This window comes from Pseudomonas batumici (genome assembly GCF_000820515.1).
Taxonomy (GTDB): domain Bacteria; phylum Pseudomonadota; class Gammaproteobacteria; order Pseudomonadales; family Pseudomonadaceae; genus Aquipseudomonas; species Aquipseudomonas batumici.
Genome location: NZ_JXDG01000040.1, coordinates 153,640 through 173,141 on the forward strand (window position 1 = coordinate 153,640; position 19,502 = coordinate 173,141).

Consider the following 19,502-nt stretch of genomic DNA (forward strand, 5'->3'; position numbering starts at 1 on the left):
CGGGCCGCGGGTTTCAGGGTTTGAGCGGCAGCTCCTCGTCCTGCTCCGAGAGGGTCTTGCCATCATCGGGGTGTTTCCAGGTTTGCGGCGGCGCCTCGTGATCGGTTTCGTCGTCCGTGCTCTCACTGGGCGGATCTTCGTCCTCATCCGGGATCGGCACCTTGCGCCAGGGCATGGCCTGGACGCGCTGTTGCGCAAACGCCGTGAACGGGGAAGCAGGTTGAGTATCCATACGCACCTCGCATCAGCAGCCCGGACCGTCCGGGCTGTCAATTCAAGTGTAGGCAATGCCGGTACAGCCTGCCGCCCCTCGCCCCCCTTTCACCTGGCACAAACGGCTTGCCGGCGCTGAACGATTAATCGAAAAGCCCGTGCTAGCATGCGGGCCTTGCCCTGGGACAGGGGTCGACAGTGGAGAACAGAGATGGTTGAAGGTCAGCGATTCGCGGCGTTTCTATTCGATATGGACGGGACACTGCTCAATTCCATCGCCAGCGCCGAGCGCGTCTGGGCCCGTTGGGCAGCGCGCCACGGCCTCGATGTCGAAGCCTTCCTGCAGACCATTCACGGGGTGCGCAGTGTCGAGACCGTGCGCCGCCAGAACCTGCCCGGGGTCGATCCCGAACGAGAGGCGGCGGCGATCACCCAGGCCGAAATCGACGACGTCGAGGGCGTGATCGCCATCGAAGGCGCGAAAGCCTTTCTCGCGACCCTGCCAGCGGAGCGCTGGGCCATTGTCACCTCGGCGCCGCGAGCCTTGGCCGAACGCCGGATGGCCGCCGCCGGCCTGGACTTCCCACCCCTGGTGATCACCGCCGAAGACATCGCCCACGGCAAGCCGGCGCCCGACTGCTACCTGCTGGCGGCGCAGCGCCTGGGCGTCAGGCCACAAGACTGTCTGGTATTTGAAGATGCCCCGGCGGGCATCGCGGCGGGAGAAGCCGCTGCTGCACGGGTGGTGGTGATCAGTGCCACCCACGCCCACCCGATGCAAACCCCGCACCGGGTGCTGGCCGATTACCTACAGGTCGCCGTCGATATCAACGAACAGGGCCTGGCGCTGGTCCAGGCCTGATCAGATCGCTCAGGCGTACTGTACGCCCAGCGAAGCCAAGGCCTTCCAGTAATCCGGGTAGGTCTTGGCCACGCAATCGGGGTCCTGGATGCGGATACCCGCCACTTTCAGGCCGGCCAGGGCGAAGCACATGGCGATGCGATGGTCGGAGTGGGTGTCGATCAGCGCATCGCACGTGGTGCCGGCCAGGGCCGGATCGGCAGCCACCAGCAGGTCGTCGCCCTCCACGCTCGCCAGCCCCGGACGAATGCCGTTGAGGCCGTCGAACAGCGCCTGGACCCGATCGCATTCCTTGACCCGCAGGTTCGCCAACTCGACGAAGCGCACCGGGGTTTCGTTGAACGCCGCCAGCACCGCCAGGGTCGGAATGGCATCCTGCATCTGCGAACCGTTGATCACCGCCGGCATGTGCGGGAACTGCTGGATCACCTCCAGCGCCTTGGCGTCCGGCTGGGTGAAATCTTCGCCGGCCACGCCCAGGTCGATCTGGCCGTCGGTCAGGGCCTGCGCCGCCCACAGGTAGGTGGCGGCCGACGCGTCGGGCTCGATCCGGTAGTCACAGGCGCGATAGCCGGTGGCCGCGACGCGCCACAGGGTTTCGTCCAGCACCTCGACCTGGGCACCGAAGGCCTGCATGCAGGCGATGGTCAGGTCGACGTAACCGCGGGCACCGATGTCCTTGCCGGTCAGCGCCACCTCGATCGGGCCTTCGCCGCAGGCCGCGAGCATCAGCAAGGCCGACACGTACTGGCTGGACAGGCCGCCATCGATCTCGAAGCGCCTGGCTTGCACACCGCCACGGCCGTTCACGATCACCGGCGGGCAACCGGTCTCGCTGGCGACGTCCAGGCCGCCGCGTTGCAGGGCTTCGAGCAACGGGCCGATGGGACGCTTGCGCATATAGTGGTCGCCATCCAGCACCACGCGACCGTCCACCGTGGTCACCGCCGCGGTCAGGAAGCGCACCGCTGTCCCGGCATTGCCGAGGAACAGCGCTTGCTCAGGCACTTGCAGCTGGCCATTGCCGGTGACCACGAAAGTGGTCTCGTCCGGCTCGTCGATCTGCACGCCCATCTGCCGCAGGGCGGTGGACATGTGCCGGGTATCATCGCTTTTCAGCGCCCCGGACAGGCGGCTGGTGCCCTTGGCCAGGGCGGCGAGCAACAGGGCCCGGTTGGTGATCGACTTCGAACCGGGCGGCGTCACCTTTCCGTTCAGGGACGCGTTCGGCGGGATCACGGTGAGGGTTTGCTGCACAGCCATTGATCAACTCTCCAGACTCGAAAGATCGGCGCACAGGCTCGTGCGCCTCGACAAGTGCGCCATGATGCCATTAATGCGCCCGGAGGATCATCCGTTTCCGTCGTCGACGGCAATGGCTTTCAGGTAGTTGTAAACCGTTGCCCGGGAAATCTCGAAGTACTCCGCGAAATAATCGATGAAATTGCGGATATCCAGCAGCCCGCTGACCTTGGCCTCGATCAGCGCCTGGCGGATTTCCGCGCGGCCGAAATCGCTTCGGCGCACGCATTGGCGGACCGAGACAGCCTCGACGATATCGTTGAACTTCTCCCGCCAATCGGCGTTGAACAACGCCTGCGGACGCGGTTGCGGCTTGAGGCCGGCGGCAAAGCCGCCCAGCAGTTTCTGCACCTGGGACAGCGCCGTCACATCGAAATTCAGGCACAGCAGGGCCACGATCTCGCCGCTGTCGGCCCGCGCGGCAATGCTGATCGAACGCAACTGGCGGTTGTTGGCGCCGTTCTTTTCGTAGGGGCCGATCACGTCCGCGCCCTGCTCCAGTTCACCGAGGTCGTCGAGCAACGAGGGATCGCCGACCTTGCGCCTGGAAAAGCTGTTGGCGATATGAGTGATCCGTCCGCTGCGGACATCGTGGACCACTGCTTCGAGGTCGGGAAACAGCAGCGCCGCGAAGCCCTCGGCAGCGGCGTTCATGAAGGCGATATCGACCATAGGGGAGCCGGGCTATTGAAAATGAAAGGGAATTGTACGCAATACCCCCATCTGGAGCGAGCGCGCCAATGATGGCCACAGGCTATCACCTACCACTCTGCGTTGCGTAACGACTCGACCGCCAGGCTGGCAATGGCGATGTCATGGGCCGCCAGCCCCGTCAGGTCGGCCACGGTCACATCATCGTCGCTGAAACGCCCCGGGACCTTGCCAGTCAGCACCTGCCCCAGTGAAACATCGACCCCGGTCTCGACCAACCCCGCCGCCAGGGCATGGGCCAGCTCACCTCGTTCGGCGCACTGATGACGGTCATCGGTCATGATCACCCGAGCCCGGCCCAGAATCGCCGGATCCAGCTCCTGCTTGCCGAGACTATCGGCCCCCAGCGCGACGATATGGGTACCGGGCCGCACCACCGCGGCCGGAACGATCGCCGAGGTCGACGGCGTGCAGGTCATCACCACATTGCACCGTTCGAACAGTGGCTCCACGCTCGAAACAGCCTGGGCGATCAAGCCCTGATGGCTCAAGCTGGCGGCCAGCCGCGCGGCTTTTTCCGAGCTGCGCCCCCAGATAAACACCCGCTCGACGCCCAACATCTCGGCCGTCCAGCGCGCCTGGTGTTCGGCCTGATGGCCGCTGCCGACAATGCCCAGCGCCGAGACCCGCGACGGCGCACCGGCCTTGGCCGCCAGCGCCCCGGCGGCGGCGGTCCGCCAGCTGGTCAGCCAACCCTGGTCATTGAGCACAGCCAGAGTCGCCCCGGTCCGCGCATCGAAGACCAGCATCAGGCCGTTATTGGTTTCCAGGCCCTTGGCGGCGTTCTCATAGAAGCCCATCGCCACCTTGACCACGAACACCTGGCCATCGCGAAAATGGCCGAACTTGATATGACAGTCCCCCGGCGGGTCCTGGAACAGCAGCTCACCGCCCCTAGGCGCGACGACCTCACCCTCGGCATGACGGACAAAGGCCTCGCGCACCACCCGCAGCATGTCCTTGCGCAGCAGCACGCTGCGCAACTCCCCCAGCCCGTGGACCGGCAGCGCCAGCGGGCTCACGGGCGGCGACCGCGCAGGTAGTGGGCGAACACCTCCAGCCCCTCCTCCATGTGCGCCCGGCCGTAACCGATACGGAAGCGATCCCGCGGCACCGGCCCCAGCGCCGATTCATAGATGCTCGACGGCAACAACAGCACACCGGTGCGCTCCACCAGGTCGCTGGCGAAACGCTCGACCCCTTCGGCCCCCAGGTAACGCGGGTAGGCAATGCAACCGCCATCGGGGCGATACCACTCGAACAGCCCGTCGAATTCGTGGAAAAACCCATCCAGCAACGTCAGGTTGTGGCGCATCAACTGGTGAATCCGCGCCAGGATCGGCTCGCGGGCCTTGAGCGCGATCCGTGCCAGGACCTCGCTGGGGCCGGCGTTACAGATCGACAGGTAATGTTTCATCCGCTCCATGCGCGACAGCAACGCCCGGTCCTGGCAGGCGATCCAGCCGATCCGCAGCCCCGGCAAGCCATAGGGTTTGGACATCACCGCCAGCGACAGACCGCGCTCGTAGACATCGGCCACGGCCGGCAGTTGCCCGCCCGCACCCTGCCCCAGCAAGCGATAGGCCTCGTCGCTGAACAGGTAGATACCGTGCCGGCGACAGAGGTTCACCAGGGCGTCGAAACGCTCGCGTTCGAGGATCTTGCCGGTGGGGTTATGCGGGAAGTTGATGGAGATCAGCCGGGTGTTGGGCCGAATCGCCGCCGCCAGCGCATCGATATCCAGCGTCCAGCCCTGCTCCGGGTCCAGGGCCACGCCGGTGACCTCGCAGAGACTCAAGGGAATGGTTTCCGAGGACTGATAGTTGGGCGTCACCACGATGGCATGGTCGCCCTTGTCCAGCAGCGCATGCATGGCCACGTAGAGCCCCTCCTCGGCCCCGGCGAAGCAGAGCAGGTCGGCCGGGGTCTGGCGCTCGTAGGTTGAAGCGATCACTTCCAGCAACTCGGGGGCGCCGAATGTCTGGGTGTAGCCCAGGGACAGCGTCTCGAAGGCTTCGCGGTCCGCCGCATCGGCCAGGGCCAGCAGGTCCTTGAGGGCCATGCTTTGCGCATCGGACGCGGTCATGTGGTAGCGCGCGGAGAATTCCCACTTGGAAAAGTAGGTTTCCAGTCGGAAATCCGGAAGTGTGGCCATGCGTTTTCCCCCAAGTCTGTTCAGGTCACGGCCTTCGCGTCAGGGACATCAGGCCTTGGACAGAGAATATGCAAAATTATATGAATAGTCTATTTTTTACATTTTATATAAAACAAGCACTCCGCCTTCGATACCCATCAACACCTGTGCGTTCCCCCAGCGGTACCCCGGAGCACTCAAGCCATCACACTCTTGTGCCCGGCCCCGTTCAGTTTGAGGGGCAGAATCACCAGGGGAATGCCATCCAGATGCAACTGACGTTGCAATAACAGCGGCGTCTGATTGTGCAGCCATTCGCTGAAGCCCCAACTGTTCTGCAGGATCAGTTTGTTGCTGAAGCACACGCAACCCGGGTAATGCCGGGTGGCTTCGCCGAGCAGCTTCTGCAGCTCGGCGACCGGGTCGGTCCCGTAGCCGATCCGCCGCGTCGAGCTGAGACCGGCCTGGGCGCAGAAGGCCTCCAGTTGATCCATGGATTCGTCAAGCCGGGTCTTGCGTTGCTGCACACCGTCGATCCGCCCCCAGACCTGGCCCTCCACCTTGACGATGCCGACGAACAGCACATGGGTGAAGCGGTTCGGGAACAGACGTTGCACCCAGAGCAAGGTATGGATCGCCGCGCCCCAATGTTCGGTGGCCAGAATCACCGCCGTCGGCGCCTGCGGCGAGGGCTCGATACGGGTAACCGTTGCCAGCACTTGCGCCGGCAGTGTGAACTCGGTGTCCATCTGCGTCCGGAGGGCTTCCACCCTGGCGTAGTGATGCCGGACCACGGCACATCCGCCGATCACCAGCAGGGTCAGGCAGAGCGTCACCCAGCCGCCTTCGAAGAATTTTTCCGTCAGGGTCACCAGCAGGATGCCCGAGGCCACGCAAAAGCCTGTTGCCGCCACCAGTATCCGCCCCAACCAAGGCCCTTCGCGCCGATGCTGCCACCAGTGCCGGCACAACCCGGCCTTGGCCAGGGCCAGGCTGAGAAACACATTGATGCTGTAGAGCACCACCAGCATCCCGAGGGATCCGCGTGACAGCAGGAGGATCAGCAACGCGCAGACACCGACGAAGACCACTCCGTTCTGCTTGACCAGGCGGTTGGACAAATTGCAGAAACGATGCGGCAGCCAGGAGTCGGCGGCCATGTTGCCGAGCAGCGAGGGGGCGAAGATCAGGATCGCGTTGGCGGCGACGAACACAATGCCGCCTTCCAGCGCCAGGGTCAGCAAGAGCAACCCATGGCCGACGCCCGGTGCAATCCCGAGTTGCTCGATAACGGACTTGAACACCACCGCGTTGAGGGTCTGGCCATAGGTCGGTTGCGCGCCCCAGAGGCTGTATAGAAGAATCATGCCGCCGGCCATGAACGCCAGTGGAAAACCCACCGAGAGCAAGGTGGTACGCCCGGTCCTGACCCGGGGTTCGGCCAACAGGTTGACGTTGTTGGCGATTGCCTCGGGCCCCGTGTAGGTACTCCCGCCCAGAGAGTAGGCACGCAGGAACAGCGCCATCAGCAGCGGCCAGCCGATATCCCCGGACAATGCCAACGTCTGGGTGGTGCTTCTGGCCAGCGTGCCGGTCAGGTCAGCGGCTTTCGATGCAACGCCATAAACGATCAGCCCGACGTGCACCAGCACGAACCCCAGCGTCAGGGGCAGCAGCAAGCGGATCGAGTCGGCGATACCGCGCAGATTCACCAGGATCAGCAGCAGCCCCAGACCGATCTCCACCGTCAGCTTGTGGCTCTGGAAAGCGACCGGCAGCAGGCTGAACAAGGCGTCCGTGCCACTGGCCAGGCAGACCGAGATGGTCAGCACATAGTCGACGAGCAAGGCACAACCCGCCACCAGGCCAAACCTGGGACCCAGCAGTTCCGAGACGATCTTGTAGTTCCCGCCGCCCGAGGGAAACAGCTCGACGACCTGACGATAGGCCAGCGACAGGACCCAGACGGTCAGCAGCGTCGCCAGCGCCAGGAATACCCCCAACTGAGGATGGGCGCCCAAGGCGAGATAGGCCCTCTCCGGACCGTAGCTGACGGAAGACAGGCCACTGGCGCCAAGGCCAGCCCAGGCCAACAGGCCGACCAGCAAGGTATGGGCGCGTGTATCGGGGGCCAGTGGATCGCGCGCGGGCCCGATAAGCCCCTGCGCCAGCCGTTCCAGTTTGAGCATGAGCGCCACCCATTAAATGTTTTATCGCCTTATGGTCAGTTAGGACCCTGCGTATCAATTACGCCAAGTTTTTTTACGGAAAATTGATAGCGCGAAAGCCTAAAAAGACGCAGGCCTTATCGGGCCCGAATAATCCTCTACTTATACTTTAGGTGTACCCACCGAGATCGACCCAGTCGATTGAAAGTGCCCACTAACGCTACAGGTATCGAGGACTAACGCCATGTTACTCAGCGCACTCCTGTTCGCAGCGATCATCGGCTTTTATCTGTTGTGCGGGCTGATCGTCTTCTTTGCCGAGACCGTCATCACGCCCTCGAAAGCCCCGGACATCAAGCCTGTCCTGCCAAACCGGCACAGCCGCAACTGATCCTGCAAACCGCTCATCGACAGGGCTTGAACCAGCGCTGCGGGCGATCTGCGCCCGCGGCCCCACTCAGGAACAACAAGAAGGAAAGTTCGATATGGCTATTGATCTGTTATTGACGCTGGTGGTCGGCGTAGTGATCTACCTGTTCTATGCCGTTATCAACCCGGAGAAGTTCTGAGCGTTCTCTTCATGTTTGCTGGAGCACGCCAGAACAGTCCGTTGATTCAGGAGTTCATGCAATGTCACACCTCTGGCTACAAATCATCATTACATTGATCGCCACGCTGGCGCTGAGCCTGGTGGTCGGACGGTATCTGGCCAGGGTGGTGACTGATCAGAAAACCGTGCTCGACCGGGTGCTCGATCCGTTCGACAACCTGCTCTACCGGCTGATCGGCAAGCAGGCCTGCAGCCAGGCCATGAACTGGAAGAGCTACACCTTCCACATGCTGGCGACCAACCTGGTGATGGCCCTGCTCATCTACCTGGTGCTGATCTTCCAGAATGTGCTGCCGCTCAACCCGCAGCATTTCGCCGGCATGGAGCCGATGCAGGCGTTCAACACCGCCATCAGCTTCATCACCAACACCAACTGGCAGAGCTACGGCGGGGAAAGCACCCTGTCCAACTTCAGCCAGATGGCCGCCATCACCTTTCCGATGTTCACTTCGGCGGCGACCGGCTTCGTGGTCGCGATTGCCTTTATCCGCGCCTTGCTGGTCAGCGACGGCGGCGCCAATCTCGGCAATTTCTACCGCGACCTGATCCGCTTCACCACCCGGGTGCTGCTACCGGTGGTCGTGCTGCTGAGCCTGTTCCTGATCTGGCAAGGCGTGCCCCAGACCCTGGACGCCAGCGTGGTGACCGACACCCTCCAGGGCGGCCACCAGACCCTGACCCTGGGGCCGGTCGCGGCCCAGGAAGCGATTGAAAACCTGGGGACCAACGGCGGTGGCTTCTTCAACGTCAACGCCGCGCACCCGTTCCAGAACCCCAGCGCGCTGAGCAACTTCGTGCTGATGCTGCTGATGGCCAGCCTGCCCGCCGCGCTGGTGGTGATGTTCGGCCACATGATCAGGAACCACCGCCAGAGCACGCTGATCTACGGCGTCATGGCCTTGATGCTGGTGGGTTTCCTGCTGCTCTGCGTGATTCCGGAACAGGCCGGTACACCCCTGTTGACCAAGCTAGGCATCGACACCCACGCCAGCGCCCTGCAGGCCGGCGGCAACATGGAAGGCAAGGAAGTACGTTTCGGCATCGCCCAGAGCGGACTGTACGCCGCCTACACCACGGCGTTCACCACCGGTTCGATCAACTCGATGCACGACAGCTTCACCCCGCTGGGCGGCCTCTCGACCCTGGTGCAGATGATGCTGCAATGCGTCTTCGGCGGTAAGGGCGTGGGCTTCCTCAACTTCCTGATCTACGGCCTGATCGGGATCTTCGTCGCCGGCCTGATGGTCGGGCGCGCCCCGGAGTTTCTCGGCAAGAAGATCGAGAAACGCGAAATCATCCTGGTCTCGCTGGCCATGCTGATTCACCCGCTGGTGATCCTCGCCCCTTCGGCCTGGTCCATGGTGGTGCCCTATGGCGTGGCCGCGCTGGGTAACGCCGGCGTGCATGGCTATTCGGAAGTGCTCTATGCCTTCACCTCCGCCGCCGCCAACAACGGCTCGGCCTTCGGCGGCCTGAACGCCAATACGCCCTGGTACAACCTCGCCATCGCCTGCGTGATCATGATCGGTCGCTATCCCTCGATCATCTTCCTGATGGCGGTCGCCGGCTCGCTGGCCGCCAAGCCGACCCTGGAGCCCAACATCGGCACCCTGCGCACCGACACCCCGCTGTTCGGCATCTGGTGGCTGGCGACGATCGTCATCGTCGGCGCACTGACCTTCCTGCCGGCGCTGGTCCTGGGACCGATCGCCGAGTTTTTCGCCATGAACAAGCACTTGCTGTTCTAAGGCCGAGGAGACTGACATGAAAGTTGAAAAAGCATTGCCACTGGCCCCGCTGTCGACCCCGGTCAAGGCCCGCAAGGACCGGCGCCAGGAGAATCGGCAGGAGCGTCTGCGGCTGATCCTGGTCGAGCCGCTGAAGAAGTTCGATCCACGGGTGCAGATCAAGAACCCGGTCATGTTCGTGGTCTGGATCGGCACCCTGGTGACCGCGGCGCTGACCCTCGACCCGCAGCTGTTCGGACCGTCGAATGCCACCTCGCTGTACAACGGCGTGGTGACCTTCATCCTGTTCATCACCGTGTGGTTCGCCAACCTCGCCGAAGCCATGGCCGAGGGTCGTGGCAAGGCCAAGGCCGCGTCGTTGCGCCAGACCACCACGCAACTCAATGCCACGCGGCTGCTCGCCGGCGGCCGCACGGAAGTGGTGTCCGCCGCGTCGCTGCGCAAGGACGACCTGATCAGGGTCAGCCGCAACGAGCTGATTCCCATGGACGGTGAAGTGGTCGAAGGCGCGGCCTATGTCGACGAGTCGATGATCACCGGAGAATCCGCACCGGTGATCAAGGAGTCAGGCTCGGACGTCAACTCCTCGGTCACCGGGGGGACCAAGGTGATCTCCGACTCGCTGGTGATCCTGGTCACCGCCACGCCGGGCAACACCTTCCTCGACCGCATGATCAGCCTGGTGGAAGGCGCCAAACGGCAGAAAACCCCGAACGAGATCGCCCTCACCGTGCTGCTTTCGGTGCTGACCCTGATCTTCGTCATCGTGGTCACTGCCATTGCCCCGGTGGCGAGCTACCTCCACGCGCAGATCAACGTCGCCGACCTGGTGGCCCTGATCGTCGCGCTGATTCCCACCACCATCGGCGCCCTGCTCTCGGCCATCGGTATCGCCGGCATCGACCGCACGCTGCGCTTCAATATGCTGGCGATGTCCGGCAAGGCCGTGGAGGCCGCCGGCGACGTCAACACCCTGCTGCTGGACAAGACCGGCACCATCACCATCGGCAACCGCCAGGCCACCGAACTCCTGCCGGTCAAGGGGGTGACACGTCAGGAACTGCAACAGGCGGCCTACCTCGCCTCGCTGTTCGACAGCACCCCGGAAGGCAAGTCCACCACGGCCTTTGCCAAGGCCCAGGGCATCTTTGAAGAAAGCCGGCTGGAAGAAGCCGTGGGCATGGACTTCTCGGCGCAGACCCGCATGAGCGGTTCGGACCTGGCCGACGGGCGCGTGGTGCGCAAGGGCGCAGTGGATTCCCTGGTCAGCTACGTCCAAGACAGCTATGGCAGCGAGATTCCCGCCGACCTCGAACGCATCGCCCTGGGCGTCAGCCAGCAAGGCGCGACGCCCCTGGCGGTGGCCATCGACGGGCGGATCCTGGGCATCATCAAGCTGTCCGACGTGCTCAAGCCGGGGATCCGCGAACGGGCCGCGCAATTGCGCGCGATGGGCATCCGCACGGTGATGATCACCGGCGACAACCCGACCACCGCCAGTGTGATCGCCGCCCAGGCCGGGCTCGACGACTTCGTCGCCCAGGCCACCCCCGAGGACAAGCTCAAGCTGATCCGCCGCGAGCAGGCGGCCGGGCACCTGGTGGCCATGACCGGTGACGGCACCAACGACGCCCCGGCCCTGGCCCAGGCGGATGTCGGCCTGGCCATGTACACCGGGACCATGCCGGCCAAGGAAGCGGCCAATATCATCGACCTGGACTCCGACCCGACCAAGCTGCTGGACCTGGTCACCATCGGCAAGCGCATGCTGATCACCCGGGGCGCGCTGACGACCTTCTCCATCGCCAACGACGTGGCCAAGTACTTCGCCATCCTGCCGGCGCTGTTCATGGTCGCCCTGCCGGGCCTGGCGGCGTTGAACCTGATGCACCTGGCGACGCCGCAAAGCGCGATCCTGTCGGCACTGATCTTCAACGCACTGGTCATTCCGGCACTGATTCCCCTGGCCCTGCGCGGTGTCAACTTCATGCCCAAGAGCGCGGAAACCATGTTCTATCGCAACTTGCTGGTCTACGGCGTCGGCGGGCTGATTGCGCCCTTTGTCGGCATCAAGCTCATCGACCTGTGCCTGGTGCCCTTCCTGTAGGAGGATCCGATCATGATCAAGTTCTTGTCACCGGCCCTGCGTGTGACGGCCGTTACCTTTGTACTGTGCGGCCTGGCCTACCCGTTCGCCATCACCGGGATCGGGCAACTGCTGTTTCCCGCGCAGGCCAACGGCAGCCTGGTGCAGAGCCCCGAAGGCCAGGTCATCGGCTCGGCGCTGATCGGCCAGCAGTGGGATGCCCCGCAGTGGTTCCACGGACGCCCGTCGGCCACCACCGACACCGATCCCAAGGACCCGCTGAAAACCGTGCCGTCGCCCTATAACGCGGCCAGCTCCTCGGGCTCCAACCTGGGCCCGACCAGCCAGGCCCTGAGCGATCGGCTGACCGCTGACCGGCATGCCCTGGAGCAGGCCCAGCCGGAGCTTGCCGGCCAGCCCCTGCCCGCCGACATGCTGACCACCTCGGCCTCCGGCCTGGACCCGGACATCAGCCCGGCCAATGCCACCCTGCAGGCCAGCCGCGTGGCGCAACAACGCGGCGTGGCCCTGGATAAAGTACTGGCGCTGGTCCAGGCCAATACCCAGGCACCCTCGCTGGGAGTGTTCGGCGAGTCGCGGGCCAATGTGCTGGCACTGAACCTGGCTCTGCAACGGGACTATCCGGTTCATCAATAAGACGGGACAATAGGCGGGACTTACTCTGCAACAGCGACAATTGACATGAACGGACACATCTCACGAAGCATCCCCTGCCTGCTGATGCTGGCGCTCGGTTTTTCGATGATCGCCGGTTGCTCGGGGAGGCGTTCGCAAACCCCGGTCGAAGGTTACGCCTGCTACGCCAAGGCGGTGCCGACGCTGGGGGATGGCGGGTTGGCCTGGGGACCGAGCGTGAAGAGCGCCAGTGTGAAAGCGCTGGATAACTGCCGGCGCTACGCCGCTGAATCGGACGGAACGCCGTCGACCTGCAAGGTCACCTTGACCGGCTGTCGCTAAAAAACACCGCCCCCTGTAGGAGCCAGCTTGCTGGCGATGGCGTCCCTGAAGTCGATACAAGACTGACGGGCCTCATCGCCAGCAAGCTGGCGCCTACAGGTTTTTCGGAATTTTCAAGATCCCATACGGAGACAGGACCCACAAACTTTCACAAGGGGCTTGCACGTCAAATATTATGGTATACCATCAGACCATATGTTCAACGTGCACCTCAGGAGCCCCTTATGAGTTTCGAAATCCGCAAGATCGTCAGCTATGCCGAACAGACCCTGATCGAAGGCGGCAAGGCCACCGACAAACCGGTGACCATGATCGGCCTCGCCGTGGTGATGAAAAACCCCTGGCTGGGTCGTGGTTTCGTCGAAGACCTGAAACCGGAAATCCGCGCCAACTGCTCCGACCTGGGCGCCATGATGGTCGAACGCCTGGTGGCGGCCATCGGCGGCGCCGAGCGCATCGAAGCCTATGGCAAGGCCGCGGTGGTCGGCGCCGACGGTGAAATCGAACACGCCTCGGCGGTGATCCATACCCTGCGCTTCGGCAACCACTACCGCGAGGCGGTCCAGGCCAAGAGCTACCTGAGCTTCACCAACAAGCGCGGCGGTCCCGGCACCTCGATCCAGATCCCGATGATGCACAAGGACGACGAAGGCCTGCGCTCGCACTACATCACCCTGGAAATGCGCATCGAAGACGCCCCGCGCGCCGACGAGATCGTCGTGGTGCTGGGCTGCGCCGACGGTGGCCGCGTGCACCCGCGCATCGGCAACCGCTACATCGACCTGGAAGAACTGGCCGCCGAGAAAGCCCGGTAATCAACAAGCAAGGCAGGAGCGCTCCATGATTCGGCACACTGCTGAACGCACCCCGGCCGGCACCAGTTACCTGGCGACCGGCGAGGGCCCGCCCGTGGTCCTGATCCACGGCGTAGGGCTGAACAAAGAAATGTGGGGCGGCCAGATCGTCGGCCTGGCGCCGCACTACCGGGTGATCGCCTACGACATGCTCGGACACGGTGCCAGCCCCCGCCCCGACCCGGACTGCGGGCTGCCCGGGTACGCCGATCAGTTGCACGAACTGCTCGAACACCTGCAGGTGCCGGCGGCCCATGTGATCGGCTTTTCCATGGGCGGCCTGGTGGCCCGGGCCTTCGCCCTGCACTACCCGCAACAGCTGCAAGGCCTGGTGGTGCTCAACAGCGTGTTCAACCGCAGCGCCGAGCAGCGTGCCGGGGTGATCGCCCGCACCAGCCAGGCGGCGCAACACGGTCCGGATGCCAACGCCGAGGCGGCCCTGTCACGCTGGTTCAGCCGCGAGTACCAGGCGGCGAACCCGGCACAGATCGCCGCCATCCGCCAGACCCTGGCCGGCAACGATCCCCTGGGTTACCTGACCACCTACGAGTTGTTCGCCACCCAGGACATGTACCGCGCCGAGGACTTGGGCAGCATCCAGGTGCCAACCCTGATCGCCACCGGCGAACTGGACCCGGGCTCCACCCCGGAAATGGCCGAGCAACTGGCCCGGCGCATACCCGGCGCACGGGTTACCGTGCTGCCCGAGCAGCGGCATATGATGCCGGTAGAATCGCCGCGCATGGTCAACCAGATGCTCCTGGAATTCCTCGCGACAGCGCATACCCGTCCAAATCCAATAAAGGGGATCGTTGCATGACACTCGCCCGCTTCCAGATGTGCATCGACGGTGAATGGGTCGATGCCCTGTCCGGCAAGACCTTCGACAGTCTCGATCCGGCCCTCGCCGCGCCCTGGGCTCAATTGCCCGACGCCGACGAAGCGGATGTCGAGCGCGCCGTCCAGGCCGCGCAACGGGCTTTCGAAAACCCGGCCTGGCGCGGCCTCAGCGCCACCGCCCGGGGCAAGCTGCTGCGCCGCCTCGGCGATCTGATCGCTGATAACAAGGAACGCCTGGCCCAGCTGGAAAGCCGCGACAACGGCAAGCTGATCCGCGAGACCCGTGGCCAGGTCGGCTACCTGCCGGAGTTCTTCCATTACACCGCAGGCCTGGCCGACAAGCTCGAAGGCGGCACCCTGCCGCTGGACAAGCCGGACCTGTTCGCCTACACCGTGCACGAAGCCCTGGGCGTGGTCGCCGGGATCATCCCCTGGAACAGCCCGCTGTACCTGACCGCGATCAAGCTGGCGCCGGCCCTCGCCGCGGGCAACACCCTCGTGCTCAAACCCTCCGAACATGCCTCGGCCACCGTGCTGGAGCTGGCACGGCTGGCCCTGGAAGCCGGCATTCCGCCCGGCGTGGTCAATGTCGTCACCGGTTACGGGCCGAGCACCGGCGCCGCCCTGACCCGCCACCCGCTGGTGCGCAAGATCGCCTTTACCGGCGGCGCCGCCACCGCCCGCCATGTGGTGCGCAGCAGCGCCGAGAACTTCGCCAAGCTGTCCCTGGAACTGGGCGGCAAGTCGCCGAACATCATCTTTGCCGATGCCGACCTGGACAGCGCGATCAACGGTGCCATCGCCGGGATCTACGCGGCGTCCGGACAGAGTTGCGTCTCCGGTTCGCGGCTGCTGGTGCAGGACGAGATCTACGACGAATTCGTCGAGCGCCTGGTGGCCCGCGCCCAGCGCATCCGCATCGGCAACCCGCAGGACGACAGCAGCGAGATGGGCCCGATGGCCACCGCCCAGCAGTTGGCCGTGGTCGAAGGCCTGGTGGCCGACGCCCTGGCCGAAGGCGCGCGCCTGCGCCTGGGCGGCAAGCGCCCCGGGCACCTGCCTGAAGGCTGGTTCTACGAGCCGACCTTGTTCGAATGCGACCGCAACTCGATGAAGATCATGCAGGAAGAAGTCTTCGGCCCGGTGGCCTCGGTGATCCGCTTCAAGGACGAGACCGAAGCCCTGGCCATCGCCAACGACTCGCAGTTCGGCCTGGCCGCCGGCATCTGGACCCGCGACCTCGGCCGGGCCCACCGTCTGGCCCGGGACATCCGCTCCGGGATCATCTGGGTCAACACCTACCGCGCGGTCTCGGCCATGGCGCCCATCGGCGGTTTCAAGAACAGCGGCTACGGTCGCGAGAGCGGCATCGATTCGGTGCTGGCCTATACCGAACTGAAAACGGTGTGGATCAACCTCTCGTCGGCGCCAATGCCCGACCCCTTCGTGATGCGCTAGGAGACAACCGAGATGATCGAACCCGGTATCTACAAAGAAGTCATGGGCTCCTTCCCGTCGGGCGTCACGGTGGTCACCACCCTGGACGCCGAGGGCGGCATCGTCGGCATCACCGCCAGTGCCTTCAGCGCCCTGTCCATCGACCCGGCGCTGGTGCTGTTCTGCCCCAACTACGCCTCGGACACCTACCCGATCCTGCGCGACAGCAAGCGCTTCGCCATTCACCTGCTCGCCGCGGACCAACAGGCCGAGGCCTATGCCTTCGCCGGCAAGGGCAAGGACAAGGCCCGCGGCATCGACTGGCACCTCAGCGCCCTGGGCAACCCGCTGCTGGACAAGGCCACGGCGATCATCGAGTGCGAGCTGTGGCGCGAATACGACGGCGGCGATCACGCCATCATCGTCGGCGCGGTCAAGAACCTGATCCTGCCCGAGCAGCCGGTGACGCCGATGATCTACCACAAGGGCAAGCTCGGTCCGCTGCCCGCACTGGCCTGAGCCTTTTGCCACGGTGCGGGCCGACGAAGATGAACGACGCATGATAAGCTTGGCGACGATTTCGGCCCTCGATCGGCCCCACGAACTTTTAGAGCGGATCCCATGAAACGCCTGCCACTCGACGACAGCTTCAAGGTCAATCGCAACCCCGTTACCCTGCGCGAAATCGTGCTGGACAAGCTGCGAAGCGCCATCATGAACTTCCAACTCCTGCCCGGGGACCGTCTGGTCGAACGCGACCTCTGCGAGCGCCTGGGCGTCAGCCGCACCTCGGTGCGCGAAGCCCTGCGTCACCTGGAGTCCGAAGGCCTGGTGGCGTTCGCCGATGCCAAGGGTCCGAGCGTCGCCATCATCACCCTGGACGATGCGGTCGATATCTACGAACTGCGCTGTGTGCTGGAAGGCCTGATCGTCCAGCTGTTCACCCTGCGGGCCAAGGCCAAGGACATCAAGGCCCTGGAAAAGGCCCTGGAAGTCAATCGCAAGGCCCTCAAGGACGGCGAGCTGCAGCAGGTGATCGATTCGGTGCAAGGCTTCTACGACGTGCTGCTCGAAGGTTCGGGCAACCATGTCGCGGCCACCCAGCTGCGCCAGTTGCAGGCCCGCATCAGCTACCTGCGGGCCACCTCGGTGTCCCAGGAAAACCGCCGGGGCGCCAGCAACCAGGAAATGGAGCGGATCGTCGAGGCGATCAAAAGCGGCGACCCGCTGGCCGCCCACCAGGCCTCGGTCGACCACGTGCGCGCGGCGGCCAAGGTGGCGCTGGAGTACCTCAAGCGCAAGCAGGACGAAGCCGGCCCGGCCCCCGAGATCACCGCGCCCATCGCCCTCAAAGAACCGCGCATGGGCCGCTGAGATGGCCAGCCCGCGCTTCTGCCCGCAGTGCGGCGGTGCCGACCTCGGCCGGCGAGTGCCGCCGGGCGACACCCATGAACGCCTGATGTGCGGGGGCTGCGGCTACATCCACTACGTCAACCCGAAGATCATCGCCGGCTGCATCATCGAGCGCGACGGCAAGTACCTGCTGTGCCAACGGGCGATCCCGCCACGGCCCGGCACCTGGACCCTGCCCGCGGGCTTCATGGAAAGCGGCGAAACCACCGAACAGGCGGCGTTGCGCGAAGTCTGGGAAGAAAGCGGCGTGCGCGCACAGATCGTCTCGCCGTATTCGATCTTCAGCGTGCCGACCATCAGCGAGGTGTACATCATCTTCCGCGCCCTCGCGCTGGAGGAGACCGGCCAGTACGGGCCGGAAACCCTCGACTACCGCTTCTTCGCCCCGGACGAAATCCCGTGGGACAGCATCTACTACCCGGCCATCCGGCAGATTCTCGAACGCTATATCGAGGAACGCGAGGCCGGGGTCTACGGCCTCTACGTCGGCAACGACGACAGCGGCACGGTTCACTTCATCCGCTGAGCCCCTCGACAATGATCACTTCGGCCTGGGCCGCGCCTTCGCGGTGCCCGCGCGCCTCCTGATATTCCGCCGAACGATAACAGGCCAGCGCCTGGTCGTAGGAGTCGAACTCGATCACCACGTTGCGCTGTGGCGTCGCCCTGCCCTCCAGGGCCTCGGCGCGCCCGCCCCGTGCCAGCAGGCGCCCGCCGTAGCGGGCAAACACCGCCGGGGCGCGGCGGGTGTATTCGGTGTACTGCTCAGGGTCGGTGACGTCCACATGGGCAATCCAGTAAGCCTTCATCGATGACCTCATTGCTGGTTGATTTTGTATTATGGTATACCATAAATCACACTTTCATACAGAGCGAGCGCCGGCATGGCCTTTGACAGTATCCAGGACATCATCGACGACTACCGCCAGGGCAAGATGGTCCTGCTGGTGGACGACGAAGATCGCGAAAACGAAGGCGACCTGCTGATCGCCGCCGACTGCTGCAACGCCCAGGCCATCAGCTTCATGGCCCGCGAAGCGCGCGGGCTGATCTGCCTGACCCTGACCGACGAGCACTGCCGGCGCCTGGGCCTCGAGCAAATGGTGCCGAGCAACGGCAGCGCATTCAGCACCGCCTTCACCGTGTCCATCGAAGCCGCCCACGGCGTGACCACCGGCATCTCCGCCGCCGACCGTGCCCGCACCGTCGAGGCCGCGGTGGCCGCCGATGCCCGCGCCGAAGACCTGGTGCAACCCGGGCACATCTTCCCCCTGCGCGCCCGTGAAGGTGGCGTGCTGACCCGCGCCGGACACACCGAGGCCGGTTGCGACCTGGCGCGCCTGGCCGGCTTTACCCCGGCCTCGGTGATCGTCGAAGTGATGAACGACGACGGCAGCATGGCCCGCCGCCCGGACCTCGAGGTCTTCGCCCGTCGGCACGGGATCCGGATCGGCACCATCGCCGACCTGATCCACTACCGCCTGAGTACCGAGCACACGGTGGTGCGTATCGGCGAACGGGAACTGCCGACGGTGCACGGCACGTTCCGTCTGGTCACCTTCGAGGACCGCATCGAGGGCGGCGTGCACATGGCGATGGTCATGGGCGATATCCGCCGCGACACCCCGACGCTGGTGCGCGTCCACGTCATCGATCCGCTGCGCGACCTGGTGGGCGCCGAGTACCACGGGCCGAGCAACTGGACGCTGTGGGCCGCCTTGCAGCGGGTCGCCGAGGAAGGCTGCGGCGTGGTCGTGGTGCTGGCCAACCATGAGTCGTCCCAGGCACTGCTGGAGCGCGTACCGCAACTGACCCGGCCACCGCGCCAGTACAGCCGCTCGCAATCGCGGATCTATTCGGAGATCGGCACCGGGGCCCAGATACTGCAGGACATCGGGGTCGGCCAACTGCGCCACCTGGGGCCGCCGCTCAAATATGCCGGGCTGACCGGCTACGATCTGCAGGTGGTGGAAAGCATTCCCTTCCCCCAACCCTGATCCCCCCTGTAGGAGCTGGCTTGTCGGGACGCCGCATCGCAGCGATGAGGCCCTTGAACCTTGCGGTGCCCATGCCGCCGCCATCGCCAGCAAGCCGGCTCCCACAGTTCGGTGTTCCACCACAGAAATATCGGCATACCCAGCTTCTG

21 protein-coding genes are annotated in these 19,502 nt (G+C 64.7%); 14 read left to right on the plus strand and 7 right to left on the minus strand.

Going from position 1 to position 19,502, the window contains the following annotated elements:
• Positions 1-13: 13 nt before the first annotated feature.
• Positions 14-232 (minus strand): hypothetical protein, encoded by a 219-nt coding sequence (locus UCMB321_RS15785; protein ID WP_040068412.1) that lies wholly within the window; start codon positions 230-232, stop codon positions 14-16.
• Positions 233-424: 192 nt separating this feature from the next.
• Between UCMB321_RS15785 and UCMB321_RS15790 the strand changes: the two genes are divergently transcribed.
• Positions 425-1,075 (plus strand): HAD-IA family hydrolase, encoded by a 651-nt coding sequence (locus tag UCMB321_RS15790; RefSeq protein ID WP_040068413.1) that lies wholly within the window; start codon positions 425-427, stop codon positions 1,073-1,075.
• 9 nt (positions 1,076-1,084) lie between these two features.
• On the opposite strand, the gene UCMB321_RS15795 is transcribed toward UCMB321_RS15790, so the two are convergent.
• The 5 genes from UCMB321_RS15795 to UCMB321_RS15815 all read right to left on the minus strand — a co-directional run bounded on the left by UCMB321_RS15795 (position 1,085) and on the right by UCMB321_RS15815 (position 7,411).
• Positions 1,085-2,338 carry a 3-phosphoshikimate 1-carboxyvinyltransferase gene (locus tag UCMB321_RS15795; protein WP_040068415.1) on the minus strand — a complete coding sequence of 418 codons (1,254 nt, stop codon included), beginning with the start codon at positions 2,336-2,338 and terminating at the stop codon, positions 1,085-1,087.
• 87 nt (positions 2,339-2,425) lie between these two features.
• Entirely contained in the window at positions 2,426-3,049 is a 624-nt protein-coding gene (locus UCMB321_RS15800; protein WP_040068417.1) for a helix-turn-helix transcriptional regulator, read from the minus strand.
• Positions 3,050-3,138: 89 nt separating this feature from the next.
• On the minus strand, positions 3,139-4,110 hold the full coding sequence (locus UCMB321_RS15805; RefSeq protein ID WP_040068418.1) for a Rossmann-fold NAD(P)-binding domain-containing protein: 972 nt from the start codon (positions 4,108-4,110) through the stop codon (positions 3,139-3,141).
• Positions 4,107-5,243: an aminotransferase class I/II-fold pyridoxal phosphate-dependent enzyme gene (locus UCMB321_RS15810; RefSeq protein WP_040068421.1), complete on the minus strand. Its 1,137-nt coding sequence runs from the start codon at positions 5,241-5,243 to the stop codon at positions 4,107-4,109. Before UCMB321_RS15810 ends, UCMB321_RS15805 begins: the two co-directional genes overlap by 4 nt.
• A 176-nt stretch (positions 5,244-5,419) precedes the next feature.
• A complete protein-coding gene (locus UCMB321_RS15815; RefSeq protein ID WP_040068423.1) occupies positions 5,420-7,411 on the minus strand; it encodes an APC family permease in 1,992 nt (663 codons plus the stop codon).
• 223 nt (positions 7,412-7,634) lie between these two features.
• Between UCMB321_RS15815 and UCMB321_RS31455 the strand changes: the two genes are divergently transcribed.
• The 12 genes from UCMB321_RS31455 to UCMB321_RS15865 all read left to right on the plus strand — a co-directional run bounded on the left by UCMB321_RS31455 (position 7,635) and on the right by UCMB321_RS15865 (position 17,882).
• Positions 7,635-7,781 (plus strand): hypothetical protein, encoded by a 147-nt coding sequence (locus tag UCMB321_RS31455; protein WP_245220811.1) that lies wholly within the window; start codon positions 7,635-7,637, stop codon positions 7,779-7,781.
• Between the two features lie 94 nt (positions 7,782-7,875).
• A complete protein-coding gene (kdpF, locus tag UCMB321_RS31780; protein ID WP_084615063.1) occupies positions 7,876-7,959 on the plus strand; it encodes a K(+)-transporting ATPase subunit F in 84 nt (27 codons plus the stop codon).
• 61 nt (positions 7,960-8,020) lie between these two features.
• Positions 8,021-9,748 (plus strand): potassium-transporting ATPase subunit KdpA, encoded by a 1,728-nt coding sequence (gene kdpA / locus UCMB321_RS15820; RefSeq protein WP_040068426.1) that lies wholly within the window; start codon positions 8,021-8,023, stop codon positions 9,746-9,748.
• 16 nt (positions 9,749-9,764) lie between these two features.
• Positions 9,765-11,855, plus strand: a complete 2,091-nt coding sequence (gene kdpB, locus UCMB321_RS15825) for a potassium-transporting ATPase subunit KdpB (RefSeq protein WP_040068427.1) — start codon at positions 9,765-9,767, stop codon at positions 11,853-11,855.
• 12 nt (positions 11,856-11,867) lie between these two features.
• Positions 11,868-12,491 carry a potassium-transporting ATPase subunit KdpC gene (gene kdpC, locus UCMB321_RS15830; protein ID WP_040068429.1) on the plus strand — a complete coding sequence of 208 codons (624 nt, stop codon included), beginning with the start codon at positions 11,868-11,870 and terminating at the stop codon, positions 12,489-12,491.
• A gap of 45 nt (positions 12,492-12,536) precedes the next feature.
• Positions 12,537-12,812 carry a hypothetical protein gene (locus tag UCMB321_RS15835; protein WP_040068430.1) on the plus strand — a complete coding sequence of 92 codons (276 nt, stop codon included), beginning with the start codon at positions 12,537-12,539 and terminating at the stop codon, positions 12,810-12,812.
• 224 nt (positions 12,813-13,036) lie between these two features.
• Positions 13,037-13,627, plus strand: coding sequence for an amino acid synthesis family protein (locus UCMB321_RS15840; protein ID WP_040068432.1), 591 nt, complete (start codon positions 13,037-13,039; stop codon positions 13,625-13,627).
• A 25-nt stretch (positions 13,628-13,652) separates the two neighbouring features.
• Entirely contained in the window at positions 13,653-14,486 is an 834-nt protein-coding gene (locus tag UCMB321_RS15845) for an alpha/beta fold hydrolase (RefSeq protein ID WP_040068435.1), read from the plus strand.
• Positions 14,483-15,964: an aldehyde dehydrogenase gene (locus UCMB321_RS15850; protein WP_040068437.1), complete on the plus strand. Its 1,482-nt coding sequence runs from the start codon at positions 14,483-14,485 to the stop codon at positions 15,962-15,964. Before UCMB321_RS15845 ends, UCMB321_RS15850 begins: the two co-directional genes overlap by 4 nt.
• A gap of 12 nt (positions 15,965-15,976) precedes the next feature.
• Positions 15,977-16,462 (plus strand): flavin reductase family protein, encoded by a 486-nt coding sequence (locus UCMB321_RS15855; RefSeq protein ID WP_040068439.1) that lies wholly within the window; start codon positions 15,977-15,979, stop codon positions 16,460-16,462.
• 102 nt (positions 16,463-16,564) lie between these two features.
• Positions 16,565-17,317: a GntR family transcriptional regulator gene (locus UCMB321_RS15860; protein ID WP_040068441.1), complete on the plus strand. Its 753-nt coding sequence runs from the start codon at positions 16,565-16,567 to the stop codon at positions 17,315-17,317.
• Position 17,318: 1 nt separating this feature from the next.
• Positions 17,319-17,882: an NUDIX hydrolase gene (locus UCMB321_RS15865; RefSeq protein WP_040068443.1), complete on the plus strand. Its 564-nt coding sequence runs from the start codon at positions 17,319-17,321 to the stop codon at positions 17,880-17,882.
• On the opposite strand, the gene UCMB321_RS15870 is transcribed toward UCMB321_RS15865, so the two are convergent.
• Positions 17,872-18,165 (minus strand): DUF1330 domain-containing protein, encoded by a 294-nt coding sequence (locus tag UCMB321_RS15870; protein WP_040068445.1) that lies wholly within the window; start codon positions 18,163-18,165, stop codon positions 17,872-17,874. The genes UCMB321_RS15865 and UCMB321_RS15870 overlap by 11 nt on opposite strands.
• Positions 18,166-18,240: 75 nt before the next feature.
• Here UCMB321_RS15870 and ribBA point away from each other — a divergent pair, with 75 nt between their 5' ends.
• The gene (gene ribBA / locus UCMB321_RS15875) at positions 18,241-19,353 is read left to right on the plus strand and encodes a bifunctional 3,4-dihydroxy-2-butanone-4-phosphate synthase/GTP cyclohydrolase II (protein ID WP_040068446.1); all 1,113 of its coding nucleotides are present in this window, start codon (positions 18,241-18,243) and stop codon (positions 19,351-19,353) included.
• Positions 19,354-19,502: the final 149 nt, after the last annotated feature.

Coding starts and splice junctions, on each gene's coding strand:
- UCMB321_RS15785 (WP_040068412.1), bottom strand. CDS start 232: ATGGATACTCAACCTGCTTCCCCGTTCACGGCGTTTGCGCAACAGCGC.
- UCMB321_RS15790 (WP_040068413.1), top strand. CDS start 425: ATGGTTGAAGGTCAGCGATTCGCGGCGTTTCTATTCGATATGGACGGG.
- UCMB321_RS15795 (WP_040068415.1), bottom strand. CDS start 2,338: ATGGCTGTGCAGCAAACCCTCACCGTGATCCCGCCGAACGCGTCCCTG.
- UCMB321_RS15800 (WP_040068417.1), bottom strand. CDS start 3,049: ATGGTCGATATCGCCTTCATGAACGCCGCTGCCGAGGGCTTCGCGGCG.
- UCMB321_RS15810 (WP_040068421.1), bottom strand. CDS start 5,243: ATGGCCACACTTCCGGATTTCCGACTGGAAACCTACTTTTCCAAGTGG.
- UCMB321_RS15815 (WP_040068423.1), bottom strand. CDS start 7,411: ATGCTCAAACTGGAACGGCTGGCGCAGGGGCTTATCGGGCCCGCGCGC.
- UCMB321_RS31455 (WP_245220811.1), top strand. CDS start 7,635: ATGTTACTCAGCGCACTCCTGTTCGCAGCGATCATCGGCTTTTATCTG.
- kdpF (WP_084615063.1), top strand. CDS start 7,876: ATGGCTATTGATCTGTTATTGACGCTGGTGGTCGGCGTAGTGATCTAC.
- kdpA (WP_040068426.1), top strand. CDS start 8,021: ATGTCACACCTCTGGCTACAAATCATCATTACATTGATCGCCACGCTG.
- kdpB (WP_040068427.1), top strand. CDS start 9,765: ATGAAAGTTGAAAAAGCATTGCCACTGGCCCCGCTGTCGACCCCGGTC.
- kdpC (WP_040068429.1), top strand. CDS start 11,868: ATGATCAAGTTCTTGTCACCGGCCCTGCGTGTGACGGCCGTTACCTTT.
- UCMB321_RS15835 (WP_040068430.1), top strand. CDS start 12,537: ATGAACGGACACATCTCACGAAGCATCCCCTGCCTGCTGATGCTGGCG.
- UCMB321_RS15840 (WP_040068432.1), top strand. CDS start 13,037: ATGAGTTTCGAAATCCGCAAGATCGTCAGCTATGCCGAACAGACCCTG.
- UCMB321_RS15845 (WP_040068435.1), top strand. CDS start 13,653: ATGATTCGGCACACTGCTGAACGCACCCCGGCCGGCACCAGTTACCTG.
- UCMB321_RS15850 (WP_040068437.1), top strand. CDS start 14,483: ATGACACTCGCCCGCTTCCAGATGTGCATCGACGGTGAATGGGTCGAT.
- UCMB321_RS15855 (WP_040068439.1), top strand. CDS start 15,977: ATGATCGAACCCGGTATCTACAAAGAAGTCATGGGCTCCTTCCCGTCG.
- UCMB321_RS15860 (WP_040068441.1), top strand. CDS start 16,565: ATGAAACGCCTGCCACTCGACGACAGCTTCAAGGTCAATCGCAACCCC.
- UCMB321_RS15865 (WP_040068443.1), top strand. CDS start 17,319: ATGGCCAGCCCGCGCTTCTGCCCGCAGTGCGGCGGTGCCGACCTCGGC.
- UCMB321_RS15870 (WP_040068445.1), bottom strand. CDS start 18,165: ATGAAGGCTTACTGGATTGCCCATGTGGACGTCACCGACCCTGAGCAG.
- ribBA (WP_040068446.1), top strand. CDS start 18,241: ATGGCCTTTGACAGTATCCAGGACATCATCGACGACTACCGCCAGGGC.